The 12,225-nt window shown below is 65.5% G+C and carries 11 protein-coding genes and 1 pseudogene; 6 read left to right on the top strand and 6 right to left on the bottom strand.

Annotation, left to right across the window (positions count from 1 at the left end; translation table 11 throughout):
* Positions 1 to 210: 210 nt before the first annotated feature.
* Positions 211 to 285, bottom strand: a pseudogene (locus JNK99_RS04350) (IS3 family transposase); the annotation flags it as partial.
* A gap of 323 nt (positions 286 to 608) precedes the next feature.
* Between JNK99_RS04350 and JNK99_RS04345 the strand changes: the two are divergent.
* Both JNK99_RS04345 and JNK99_RS04340 read left to right on the top strand, forming a co-directional pair.
* On the top strand, positions 609 to 2,555 hold the full coding sequence (locus JNK99_RS04345; protein WP_291849145.1) for a malonate decarboxylase subunit alpha: 1,947 nt from the start codon (positions 609 to 611) through the stop codon (positions 2,553 to 2,555).
* A gap of 167 nt (positions 2,556 to 2,722) precedes the next feature.
* Positions 2,723 to 3,127 carry a DUF2501 domain-containing protein gene (locus JNK99_RS04340; RefSeq protein WP_291849142.1) on the top strand — a complete coding sequence of 135 codons (405 nt, stop codon included), beginning with the start codon at positions 2,723 to 2,725 and terminating at the stop codon, positions 3,125 to 3,127.
* A gap of 42 nt (positions 3,128 to 3,169) precedes the next feature.
* Here the strand turns inward: JNK99_RS04340 and JNK99_RS04335 are convergent, their stop codons facing one another.
* Positions 3,170 to 3,655: a DUF1499 domain-containing protein gene (locus tag JNK99_RS04335; RefSeq protein ID WP_291849139.1), complete on the bottom strand. Its 486-nt coding sequence runs from the start codon at positions 3,653 to 3,655 to the stop codon at positions 3,170 to 3,172.
* A gap of 124 nt (positions 3,656 to 3,779) precedes the next feature.
* Between JNK99_RS04335 and JNK99_RS04330 the strand changes: the two genes are divergently transcribed.
* Complete coding sequence (locus tag JNK99_RS04330) at positions 3,780 to 3,980, top strand: hypothetical protein (RefSeq protein ID WP_291849136.1); 201 nt, start codon at positions 3,780 to 3,782, stop codon at positions 3,978 to 3,980.
* Here JNK99_RS04330 and JNK99_RS04325 read toward each other — a convergent pair.
* Positions 3,964 to 4,974 (bottom strand): MBL fold metallo-hydrolase, encoded by a 1,011-nt coding sequence (locus tag JNK99_RS04325; RefSeq protein ID WP_291849133.1) that lies wholly within the window; start codon positions 4,972 to 4,974, stop codon positions 3,964 to 3,966. The genes JNK99_RS04330 and JNK99_RS04325 overlap by 17 nt on opposite strands.
* A gap of 94 nt (positions 4,975 to 5,068) precedes the next feature.
* On the bottom strand, positions 5,069 to 6,253 hold the full coding sequence (locus tag JNK99_RS04320; protein WP_291849130.1) for an acyl-CoA dehydrogenase: 1,185 nt from the start codon (positions 6,251 to 6,253) through the stop codon (positions 5,069 to 5,071).
* 464 nt (positions 6,254 to 6,717) lie between these two features.
* On the opposite strand from JNK99_RS04320, the gene JNK99_RS04315 reads away from it, so the two are divergent.
* Together JNK99_RS04315 and JNK99_RS04310 are read left to right on the top strand one after the other, a co-directional pair.
* A complete protein-coding gene (locus JNK99_RS04315; protein WP_291849127.1) occupies positions 6,718 to 7,590 on the top strand; it encodes a DUF3365 domain-containing protein in 873 nt (290 codons plus the stop codon).
* Complete coding sequence (locus JNK99_RS04310) at positions 7,583 to 9,664, top strand: protein kinase (protein ID WP_291849124.1); 2,082 nt, start codon at positions 7,583 to 7,585, stop codon at positions 9,662 to 9,664. The genes JNK99_RS04315 and JNK99_RS04310 overlap by 8 nt, the downstream gene beginning before the upstream one ends.
* Before the next feature lie 75 nt (positions 9,665 to 9,739).
* Here the strand turns inward: JNK99_RS04310 and JNK99_RS04305 are convergent, their stop codons facing one another.
* Together JNK99_RS04305 and JNK99_RS04300 are read right to left on the bottom strand one after the other, a co-directional pair.
* Positions 9,740 to 10,495 carry a PEP-CTERM sorting domain-containing protein gene (locus JNK99_RS04305; RefSeq protein ID WP_291849121.1) on the bottom strand — a complete coding sequence of 252 codons (756 nt, stop codon included), beginning with the start codon at positions 10,493 to 10,495 and terminating at the stop codon, positions 9,740 to 9,742.
* 161 nt (positions 10,496 to 10,656) lie between these two features.
* Positions 10,657 to 11,103: a hypothetical protein gene (locus JNK99_RS04300; RefSeq protein ID WP_291849118.1), complete on the bottom strand. Its 447-nt coding sequence runs from the start codon at positions 11,101 to 11,103 to the stop codon at positions 10,657 to 10,659.
* A gap of 116 nt (positions 11,104 to 11,219) precedes the next feature.
* Between JNK99_RS04300 and JNK99_RS04295 the strand changes: the two genes are divergently transcribed.
* A partial coding sequence (locus tag JNK99_RS04295; protein ID WP_291849115.1) for a malonate decarboxylase subunit alpha occupies positions 11,220 to 12,225 on the top strand: 1,006 nt, incomplete at its 3' end.

Here is a 12,225-nt window from a genome sequence, read left to right as displayed (position 1 = left end):
GCCACAACCCACCAGCGGCCAGCGCCGCACACTGATTCGCCGCTGAACACCTGGGGTCGGGCCCAGCGGCTGTTCAAACAATGCTGCTTGTCGGCAGGCATGGTCACGTCACTTCAGCGATGGGCTTTCACGGTAAACGAGCCGCCACCTCCTGACTGTAGTCGAAGGCGTCGGCGATGGCTGCTTCCCGAGTTTCGTAGCGGGTGCCCTGCCGTGCTCGCGCATCAGTCGCTCAACCCGCTCCTTGCTGGCCGGAAAGCCCCGGTCGCGCAGTTCCTTCGTGATGCCTTCCCGATTGCCAAGGCTTCATACCCCATCCCCGGGAAGACGAAATTTCGGGGGAAAGCTTGTGCTTCCGGCCGCTTGCCCGGCTTTTTCCGCTGCTGCTGCGCTGCCTGAGATCCTGCGCGACCATCCCGCCGCAGGTTGCGCTCGATCGTTCCCCGGCCCGCCATGCCAGACGGTCAATCAGTGTAAACTCGCGCGATCAGGCAGCCAGGCTGCACAGTGCAGAGGATGGCGGTGACCTCGCAGGTGCCGCCACGATGCGTTGGTCGTTGGTCGATCGTTCGGCCGGACGTCCGGAAAATGAGCGGGAGTGAACCACCATGCGCAGCAAGATCGTTACGGCCGACGAAGCCATCGCGCTGATCCGGGACGGCGATACCCTGGCCAGTACCGGCTTCGTCCAGACCGGCTTCGCCGAGGCCCTGCTGTCGGCGCTGGAGCGTCGTTTCCTGGACTCCGGCAGCCCAAGGAACCTGACCCTGTTCGCGGCGGCCGGTCAGGGTGACGGCAAGACTCTGGGTCTCAATCATCTGGGCCACGCCGGTTTGCTGCGCCGGGTGGTGGCCGGTCACTGGGGGCGCATGCCGAAAGTGGCACAACTGGCGCTCGACAACCGCATCCAGGCCTACAATCTGCCGCAGGGCATCATTTGCCAGTTGTTCCGCGATCTGGCCGCCGGCAAACCCGGTTCCTTCTCCAAGGTGGGACTCCACACCTTCGTCGATCCCCGCTACGGTGGCGGTCGGGTCAACGGCGCCACCAGCCGGGACATCGTCAGTCTGGTCGAAGTCGCCGACGAGGAGTGGCTGTTCTACAAGGTCGGCCGGGTCAATGTCGCCTTCGTGCGCGGCACCACCGCCGATACCTTCGGCAACATATCGATGGAGCGGGAAGCGCTGACCCTCAACAACCTCGCCATGGCGATGGCGGCCAAGAACAGCAACGGCATCGTCATCGCCCAGGTCGAGCGGATCGCCGAGCGCAGCGGGTTGCCGCCACGGCAGATCAAGATTCCGGGGATTCTGGTCGATTGCGTGGTCATCGCCGAACCGGCCCAGCACATGCAGACGCTGGTCACCCCGTACAACGCCGCCTACGCAGGCGAGTTCCGGGTTCCCCAGGCCAGCCTGGTGTCGACGCCGCTGACCGAGCGCAAGATCATCGCCCGGCGTGCGGCCTTCGAATTGCCGCCCAACGGCATCATCAACCTGGGTGTCGGCATGCCCGAAGGTGTGGCGACGGTCGCCAAGGAGGAGCGCATTTCGCACCTGCTGACGCTGACCGTCGAATCCGGCCTGATCGGCGGGATTCCATCGACCGGGGGTGACTTCGGGACCGGGGTCAACATGGATGCGGTGATCGACGAGAACCAGCAGTTCGATTTCTACGACGGTGGCGGCCTCGACATGGCCTGTCTCGGCATGGCCGAGTGCGATGCCGCCGGCAATGTCAACGTCAGCCGCTTCGGCGGCCGCCTGACCGGCGCCGGCGGTTTCATCAACATCAGCCAGAATGCCCGGCTGGTGGTGTTCGTCGGCACCTTCACCGGCGCTGGCCTTAAGGTCGAGGTCAATGACGGCAGACTGCGGGTCGTCCAGGAAGGAAGGCAGCACAAGTTTCTCAGGCAGGTCGGACAGGTTACCTTCAATGGCCAGTACGCCTACGATCGCGAGAAGCCGGTGTATTACGTCACCGAACGCTGCGTGTTCCGTCGGGTCAGGGGAGGGCTGGCGCTGATCGAGGTGGCACCCGGCATCGATGTCGAGCGGGACATCCTGCCGAACATGGACTTCGAGCCGATCGTCGGGGAATACGGCGAGATGGATGCCCGCATCTTCAATCCCAATCCGATGGGGCTGGAGGCCGAGCTGCTCAACCTGTCCCTGCCGGAGCGGGTGATCTACGATCCCGAGCGCAACATCCTGTTCCTCAATTTCGAGGGCATGCATGTCCGGGTGGTCGAGGATGTGCAGGCGATCTGGGACATTTGCGAGTTGCGCTGTCGGGCGGCCGGTCAGCGGGTCGGCGTGATCATCAATTACGACCGCTTTCGCATCAATCAGGACATGTACGATGCCTATGCCGAAATGGACCGCTACTTTCTGGCCAACTATTTCAGCCAGATCACCCGCTACGCCACCAGCGCCTTCCTGCGCGCCAAGCTGGGCGAGGCCTTCTCGGCGCGCAGCATCGCGCCGCACGTCTTCGAGCGCCGGGAGGAGGCGCAGGCCTTCCTGGCCGGTCGCAACGGCGACGCTGCCGCCTGATCCGGCGGCGAGCCCTGTCGCCCAATGCGGCAGGGTGTCGAAAGGCCACCGGAGCGGAAGCGGCACGATGCGCGTGCTGTTTCGGCCAATGGCCGACAGTGATTGGCAGCCGGTCGGCAATGCGCCACCTCAGGCCGGTCTTTTTCAACCAGCAAGGGAGTTCGAGCATGAACCTACGTACCTGTCACCACTCGGCCGCAGCAATTCTGGTCGCCGCCCTGTTGCCTTGCCCGGCCGCGCACGCGCAGCTTGGGAACCTCGGCAGCCTGAGCGGCGCACTGCCCGGGTCGTCGCTCACCTCGGGCAGCGCCGGCAACGTTGCCGGCCTGCTGGAGTTCTGTATCAAGAACAACTATCTTGGCAGCGACAAGGCGTCCGAGGTCAAGAATTCGTTGATGGGCAAGCTCCCCGCTGGATCCGCTTCATCCGACAGTGGCTACCGCAGTGGCTCCAGGGGCATCCTGAGCAGCAACGATGGCAGCCAGCTCGACCTGAGCGGCGGCGGCATGAAGAAGCAGGTGACCAGGCAGATCTGCGACAAGGTTCTTGATCAGGGCAAATCGATGTTGTGAGCGGGCGGTGCGGCAGCCACGGGCGAGAAGGCGCCGCGCGCGCTATTCGGCGAGTTGCGCGCGCAGCATTTCGATGCGCTGGCGATTGACTCCGAAGTCCTGGCGGCCGACGCGCGACGCCGAGCGCAGCTCGATCGCCTGGCTCGCCGGGTCGAACCAGAACTCGGCGTCGTCGACGAATTTCAGGAGCGATGTCCGGAACTCGACCCGCAGGTAATCGCTGCGACTGTGCACGATTCTGACGCCGGGCCGGGTGGAGAGCAGTTCCTGCAGTTGCGCGATGGTGGCCGGACCGCCGCCACGCAGCGCCAGCGGCGCAATGTGAGCTGCCTCGCGCTGCGGGTGACCGGGCCACAGTCCTGCCTGGCTGCTCACACTGTTGGCTGTTGCCGAGGGTGGTTTGAACCTGCCGCTGCGCACTCCCAGGTCATCGGGCGGCGTGCCCTGGAGCAGGCCGAGCTGCCCGGTGGTGACAGTCAGCGCGGCGAGTGCCAGCAGGCCGATTCCGATCCACTTGAAGAAACGCATTGCCACCTCTCCCACGTCCGCCGGCAGTCGACAGCGTAAGGCGCCGATGCCGACGACTCCGCTCCCCATAGTATATATACGCGTCTGCTGCTGCTCGACACGGAGTCTGCACAGCGGGAACATCGTGCTGGCCGGGCTCGTCGCGGCCGCGCGGCTGCCGCCCGGCTGCCGCCCAGGCTTTCTGGAGTACTCCATTCGTGATGATTCGGCTTTCCTCGCCAATGTCACCACTCGTTCCCCCGTCTTCTGCAAGGCGGAGACCCGTCTGCCGCTCGCCCTGCGGGACGCCGAGAGCAGCACTGCCGACCTCAGGCAGCACCGGTGAAGGACTGCTCCAGCTCCTGCCGCAACTCGACTGCGCGTCCGGTGTAGCGTGGCGAGAAGTGAAATGGAATCACCTGGCGGGCACCCGCGGCACGTGCGATGCTTCCTGCCTGCCGTGCGGTCAGGTGAAACTTGCGCGCCGCATGTCCGGCGTCCTCGTCGAGGAAGACCGCTTCGATGAACAGCTCGTCGGCGTCGCGAGCCAGTTCGACGATGCGCCGGACGTTCTCGGCGTGGTGGATGACATCGGTGACGTAGGCGATGCGCCTGCCGGGAACGATCCTCAGCGCCGGCCTGAGATCGGCAAGGGCCAGGCTGCGCTCGACCGGACGTCCCTGCTCCTTCCAGCAGGCGTGCACCAGGCTGTCGTCAGCAGCTTCCGCGAGTACCAGTCGCTTGAGTTCCTGCAGCCAGGGGCCGATCTGCAGACCCATTTCGAGCAGCCGGTTTTTCCAGAGGTTGACGTGGCGGGGTTCTTCGAGCAGAAAGCCCAGCACCGGCACCTCATGATCGAGGACGCTGGCACGCACCCTGAAACCTGGTGCGCTGGCGAGCCAGCCATCGGCGCACCAGGCCGGCGGCAGGGGCTGGCGTCGGAAACCCTCGCGGCAGGCAAAGCGCGCCCGTGCGAGTCGGCCGTCCGGCTGCAGTTCGCTCACCAGTACGGTGAAATTGCCTTCGTAGTTGTGCACCAGATTCCAGGTGTAGGCCGAGAGCTTGGCCTCGACCTGCGCCAGGATGCCCGGCGGTCCGAACAGTTCCAGCGCGTTGGGTCGTCCCAGCGAGATGCGCAACAACCAGTCGAAACCGATGAAGTGGTCCATGTGGGTGTGCGAGACGAACACATGGCTGATGCGCAGCAGCTTGCGCGGCGGCAGCGCGCGGATGTCGCCAAGATCGAAGAGCAATGCTCGCCGCTCGAAGGGGAAATCGACCAGCAGTGCGGGATCACCGAACGGCGGGTTGACGAGTTGTGGATGAAAGGCAGGGCGCATGGTGATCGGGAAGGTGTTGTCCCGGCATTATCGCCGGCCGGCGCGCACTGCGCGCCCTGCCAGCGCAGCGGCCTCGACCAGCGCGCAACCGTTGTCAGAACGCCGCGATGCCGGTTTGCGCCCGCCCGAGGATCAGCGCATGCACGTCGTGCGTCCCTTCATAAGTGTTGACCACCTCCAGGTTGACCAGGTGGCGGATGACTCCGTATTCGTCCGAGATGCCGTTGCCGCCGAGCATGTCGCGCGCCGTACGGGCGATGTCGAGCGCCTTGCCGCAGGAGTTGCGTTTCATCATCGAGGTGATCTCGACACTGGCCGATCCCTCGTCCTTCATCCGCCCCAGACGCAGGCAGCCCTGCAGGCCGAGGGTGATTTCGGTCTGCATGTCGGCGAGCTTCTTCTGTACCAACTGGTTGGCGGCCAGTGGCCGGCCGAACTGCTGGCGGTCCAGGGTGTATTGACGTGCCATGTGCCAGCAGAACTCGGCGGCGCCGAGCGCCCCCCAGGCGATGCCGTAGCGTGCCGAATCGAGGCAGGTGAACGGCCCTTTCAGTCCGCGGACTTCCGGGAAAGCGTTGTCTTCGGGGACGAACACCTGATCCATCACGATCTCGCCGGTGATCGAGGTGCGCAGTCCGACCTTGCCGGTGATGACCGGGGTCGACAGACCCGGCATTCCCTTGTCGAGCACGAAGCCACGAATCGATCCCGCATCGTCCTTGGCCCAGACGATGAAAATGTCGGCGATCGGCGAATTGGTGATCCACATCTTGCTGCCCGAGAGCAGATAACCGCCCTCCGTCGCGCGCGCCCGGCTCTCCATGCTGCCCGGGTCGGACCCGTGGTTCGGCTCGGTCAGGCCAAAGCAGCCGATCGATTCGCCGCTCGCCAGGCGGGGCAGGTACCTGCGCCGCTGCGCCTCGGTGCCGAAGCGGAAGATCGGCAGCATGACGAGCGACGATTGAACGCTCATCATCGAACGATAGCCCGAATCGACGCGCTCGATTTCACGCGCCACGAGACCGTAGCCGACGTGGTTGACTCCGGCGCCGCCGTACTCGGGCGGGATCGTCGGTCCGAGCAGCCCGATCTCGCCCATCTCACGGTAGATCGTCGGGTCGGTCCGCTCATGCCGGAACGACTCCCGAACCCGCGGCAGCAGCCTGCTCTGGCAGTAGGCGCGCGTCGCGTCACGCAGCAGGCGCTCGTCCTCGCGCAATTGCTGGTCGAGGAGCAGCGGGTCCTCCCAGCAGAATTTCGTGTGTGATGGTCCAGCCATTCCCTTCTCCTTTTTGCGGACGACCATCGCGGCCGGGCGTCGGGTGGTCGCCGCCGACAGGGATTGTAAGCAATGCTCGCCGTGCCCGGCAAAGACTTCGTCGGGCACGACTGTGCATGCTTGCTGCCGGAACGCGTGGTGCGAAAGGGGCGCCCGGTCATGCTCTTGTCGCGTCGATCGACCTGTCGCGGCCGCGGCGGCCCGGCGGTAAGCACCGGTCAGGGGTGAATGCTTCCGCCCCCCGGTGGTCATAAGGAATAAATCGAGGGGTGAGAGGCAGGGATCTTTGCCTGCCCCCGCGGCAGGCAGTTGCCGATTGACTCTCGGCAACAAGGCCGGGATACTCGTGGCGTCGTCCACGCACTGTCGGCGATGCAAGGCCAAAGGGAAGTGCTGCGTGCCGCCGTCAGGCAGACTGATGGCGGCGGGTTCTGCCATGAAGGTCCTGGCTGGGAGGGTGCTCTATGGGTCTGCGACTGAAATTCAACCTCGTGTTGTGTGCCGTCTTTCTGGCCGGTTTTGCCGTTGCCGGCTACGTCTCGCGTACGCTGCTCGACCGGCATGCGCGCGAGCAGGTGCTTGGCGAGGCGCGCCTGGTCATGGAGGCGGCGCTGGCGGTGCGCGGCTACACCGTTGACCAGGTCAAGCCGCATCTGCTCGATCGGATGGACAAGCAGTTCCTGCCGCAGACGGTACCCGCTTTTGCCGCCACCGAGACGCTCAACCAGTTGCGCAAGAAGTACGCCAATTACGCCTACAAGGAAGCCACGCTCAATCCGACCAACCTCCGCGACCGGGCGGCCGACTGGGAAGCAGATCTCATCCAGACGTTTCGCAATCACGCCGAGCGCCAGGAGATTTCCGGAGAGCGCGGGACGCCGACCGGCCCCGTGCTCTACATTGCCCACCCGATCCGCATCGAGTCGCCGGCCTGCCTGCAGTGCCATAGCACCCCCGATGCTGCGCCACCGGCGATGCTCAAGATCTACGGCTCGGCCAACGGCTTCGGCTGGAAACTTGACGAGGTGGTGGGGGCACAACTGGTCTCCGTACCCATGTCGGTGCCCCTGGAGAACGCCGCGCAGGCTTTCCGGACCTTCATGATCTCGCTGGCGGCGGTTTTTGCGGCGGTTTTCGTCGTCCTCAACCTGCTGCTCTCGTGGCTGATCATCCGCCCGGTGTCGCGCATGTCGGTGGCCGCCGACAAGATCAGCACAGGGGATTTCGATCATCCCGAATTTGCCGAGACGGGCAACGACGAGGTTGCCGTACTCGCCAGTTCGTTCAACCGCATGCGCCGCAGCCTGGAAAAGGCGATGCAGATGATCGATGGCTGAGCCCTCGCCGAGCGAACCGGCAACGCCACCGCGTGCTGGCGACGGTGATCTGCTGGCCCTGCCGGCAGGTTACGCGATCAACGAGTACCGCATCGATCGCGTTCTCGGCTGCGGCGGTTTCGGCATCACTTACCTGGCGCACGACACGCACCTCGATTGCCCGGTGGCGATCAAGGAATACCTGCCGCGCGAAATAGCCGGACGCGATGCCGAACTGACCGTACGTCCGCATTCGGAGGCCAGCAGCCGGACTTTCGCCTGGGGGATCGAGCGCTTCCTGCTCGAATGCCGGGCGCTGGCCAGCTTCCACCATCCGGGCATCGTGCGCGTTCTCCGCTATTTTCGTGCCAACGATACCGCCTACATGGTCATGGAGTACGAGAGCGGACAGCCGCTGGATCAGTGGCTGGCTGGCCGGCCGCCGCTCGACGGTGCGGCGCTACTGCGCATCGTGCGACCCCTGCTCGACGGCCTCGAGACGATTCACAGTGCGGGTTTCCTGCATCGTGACATCAAGCCGCGCAACATCTACCTGCGTGCCGACGGATCGCCGGTCCTGCTCGACTTCGGTTCTGCCCGTCGCCTCGGCCCGGCGGGGCAGGAACAGTTGATGACTGCGGTGGTAACGCCGGGCTTCGCCCCCGCCGAGCAATATCAGCCGAACGGCAGGCAGGGGCCGTGGACCGATCTCTATTCTCTGGCCGGTGTGCTGTACTGGCTGGTCACCGGTCACCTGCCGACCGAGAGCCTGGCTCGCCTGCGCGAGGACCCGATGCCCTCGGCATCGGCGATCGGCAAGGCGGAGGTTTTCGGCAAGGCGATGCTGCGCGCCATCGACTGGGCGCTCACCCCGGACGAGAATCTGCGCCCGCGTAGCGTGGCCGATTTCCGCCGCGCCTGCCTGCCGACGGCTGCCGGGGGAGCGGCGTCGCAGCCGGCCGCGCGAGTGTCGGCACCGGCCGCCGTCGCGCCTCCGGGCGGCTCGCTGGTCGACGGGTGCAGCTTCATCGGTACCGTCCTGTTCGCCGACGTCGCTATCGATCGACTCGCCGAACCACCCGCCGAGCCGTTCATCGAGACCGGGCAGCGCGAGCGGCGCAGCCGCCTGGCGGCGCTGGTCGGTCAGGCGGTCGCCGCCATTCCGTCGAGCAGCCGCCTGGCGGCGAACACCAAGGAAGGCTGTGCGGTGTGCTACGTTGGTGATCCGGAGGATGCCCTGCGCACTGCCGGCCTGTTGATCGCTGCGGCCAACGACAGCGGCCTGGTGCTGCACATCGGGATCAACCTCGGGCCGGTACGCGTGCAGCCCGAAGCCGGCGGGCGTTCGCGCCTGCTGGGCGACGGTGTGGCAGTCGCCTTTCGCGTCATGCGTTTTTCCGAGCCCGGGCAGATCCTGGTGAGCGGCGCCTACCAGGAACTCGTCGCGCAGCTCAGGCGCGGTGCCGCGCGCTGTTTCACGCACCTGGGGCCGCGCCTCGACCCACGGAATCGGGCGCATGAACTCTATGTCTACCGGGCGGAGGCACATGTGGCTCCGCCATCGCAGCCGATCCCGACGCTGCCGCCGACCGGCTCGGACCTTACGGCGGAGGCGGTCGACACCGCCGAGCACCTGCTCAGCCGTCATATCGGTCCGCTGGCCCGGATTCTCGTGCGCAAGACATTGCCCCGCGCGACGACATGTGAAGAACTGCATCGACTGCTGGCCGACATGATTCCCGATCTGCCCGCCCGGGCTGCCTTCCTGGCCGGCGTGCTGCTCCCGACCCAGCCGGTGGCGGCCAGCCCTGCGCCGAACAGCGCGCGCCTGGCCATTCCCACCGCCCCGCTGCCGGCTGCTGCCCCGGTGACCGGCGTCCCGAGCGGATTGCCGACCGGTAGCCCGTTCGCGGATGCCGATCTCGAGCGGATCGGCAAGCTCTTTGCCCGTCACATGGGCCCGCTGGCCAAGGTCCTGCTGCGCCGCGCAGCCGCCCAGGCTGCCGACCGCGATGCCCTCTGTCGCGCGCTGGCCGCTCACCTGGCGAACGAGGATGAGCGGCGGCGCTTTCTCAGCGAAGCCGGGGTCGACTGAGGGCCTGCTCTGCCCGCGGCCGGGGCAGCACAGCCGGCCGCTCGCCCCCTGCGGGCATCAGACTTTGGGTCAGCCTCAGCCCTGCTGGCGACGGCGGCGAAGTGCCCCGCAGGCAGCAAGACCGAGGCCGAGCAGGCCGAGCGAGGTGGGTTCGGGCGCGTTGTTGGTGGTATCGTCGAACACACCGAGCAGGCCCTGCTGTCCCGAGACGGCGATGATCTGTGCGTTCGGATTGGCGCCGAACAGACTCACCGTGTTGCCGTTGTTGAAGTAGAGCTGTGTGACATTGGAGAGCAGAGGGTGGCTGCCGGCAACTGGCAGGGTGCCACCGATGCCGTTGTAGCTTGGACCGAAATCCAGCCCGAACCCATGGCTGAAGGAATCCCACGCGGCGTCCTCACCAACAATGCTGCCCGTACCGGCGGCGATGTAGGCGGCCCCGCCGTTGTTTACGTAGGCAGTCAGGACAGCGGCGCTGTAGCTGAACTGGTTTCCGCCGAGCAGAACGCCGTCGTAGCCCGAAAGCGTCGGCAGGTCGAAGGCGCCCGTGCTGTAGGTCACCGAGCAACCCGCGCCCGTCAACGCATTCTGGAACGAACCTTGGGTCAAGCCGAAGTTGTTGGAATAAACGAGCAGGTTGCAGGCGCCCCCGTTGACATTCATGTAGCCGGCGAGGTTCTGGGCGAACTGCAGGGTGGACGCCGGTGCGGCTCCGAAGCCGGTGTTGCTCAGTGTCCACTCGTCGTGATTCATGATCAGGCGTCCCGCCGCAGCCTGCTGCGAGACGATGAGTGCGCCGGTCAGCGCGATGGTTTTCAGAATGGTGTTCATGTTTTCTCCCTGGTTGTGCAACGGAAAGGATTGGTTGAGCCGGCGACCTGCACGGTCATCTACTCAAATCGGACAGGTGGATTCTCTTGATCTCCATGAGGTGATATAAGCAAACACCGTGCCAGAACTGAAATGTGGCAAGAAAGTGTTGTTCATTCAGGCTATTGGCGCGTTCGTCCGGACCGCAGGGTGATCGTTCGCGCCCTTCTCACGGCCGATCTGTCAAAATTTTCGACGTGAGAAATTTCACGGTCGACGGTTCCGCAGGGTAGCCATGTACCGCAGCCCAGTTCGCACCACGCGAACCGGTTCGAAGATCTTCTCGGGTCGCAGGTGATCGCGGCGAAACGAATCGGTGTGTTGGTTGCTTCGACGATCGGCCGGAGGCCCGGCAGGTCGTCGGTTGTGGCTGCTTCGAGCGCCCGATAGCCGGCTTCGCACAGGGTCGGCAGGTCGGCCCCACCGAAGCCGTGCCGGCCGATGGTCGCTGGCGGGCATGGCGCCGCGACGTTTGCTGCGGCGCCGGCGCTCGTCGATTCGGGCTTGCGCGCGACGGGCCACTGGCGCAGACTCGTGTTACCGCGCGCAGGCGGGTCGAGCAGGCCCATCCGGCCGCTGCCTGTGGCGGTAGGGAGGCGCGGCAGATGATCAAGCGCGGGGTCGATCGATCAGTCGCAGGCGTCGCCCAGTCCGATCTTCAATTGCCCACTTCAGGAGACCAGTCATGCCTCTCTCCAGCCACCCCATGGCCTCATCCTTGCGTGCGTCCGATACCGGCAAGGTCGTTGCCGCGCGCGAAGCGGTGCGTCTGATCCAGGACGGTGACACCGTCGCGACCAGCGGCTTCGTCGGGATCGGCTTTGCCGAGAACATCGCGCTGGCCCTCGAAGCGCTGTTTCTCGAACGGGAGAGCGAGGATCCGCAGGGCCTCGGTCACCCGCGTGACCTCACCCTGGTATATGCGGCGGGACAGGGCGATGGCAAGGAGAGGGGGCTCAATCACCTCGGTCACGACGGGCTGGTCGGGCGCGTTATCGGCGGACACTGGGGGCTGGTCCCCAAGCTGCAGCAACTGGCGGTGGCCAACCGCGTCAAGGCCTACAATCTGCCGCAGGGGGTGATCGCCCATCTGTTTCGTGACATCGCTGCGGGCAAGCCGGGGACGATCACCCGCGTCGGTCTGGGGACTTTTGTCGATCCACGCTTCGGCGGAGGCAAGCTGAACGCGATGACCACCGAGGACATCGTCCGGGTGATGGAGATCGACGGCGAGGAGTATCTGTTCTACAAAGCTTTCCCGATCAACGTCGGGATCATCCGGGGCACGACCGCCGATCCGGACGGCAATGTGACCATGGAAAGGGAGGCACTGACCCTCGAGGCGCAGGCGATTGCCATGGCGGCGAGGAATTCGGGCGGCATCGTCATCGTGCAGGTCGAGCGCATTGCCGAGCGCGGTACGCTCAATCCGCGGCAGGTCAAAGTGCCGGGAATCCTCGTCGATTGCGTCGTGGTGGCCGAGAAGCCGGAGTACCACATGCAGACCTTCGGCGAGCAGTTCAGTCCTGCCTTCGCCGGCGAGATCAGGGTACCGATGTCGGCGATTCCGCCGATGGCGATGAGCGAGCGCAAGATCATCGTGCGCCGCGCGGCGCTCGAGCTGAGGGCGAACGCCGTGGTCAATCTCGGCATCGGCATGCCGGAAGGGGTGGCGAGCATCGCCGCCGAGG

This window comes from Accumulibacter sp. (assembly GCF_016789985.1).
Taxonomy (GTDB): domain Bacteria; phylum Pseudomonadota; class Gammaproteobacteria; order Burkholderiales; family Rhodocyclaceae; genus Accumulibacter.
The sequence above is the reverse complement of the archived record's forward strand: the minus strand, read 5'-3'. Positions and strand labels throughout refer to the sequence as shown.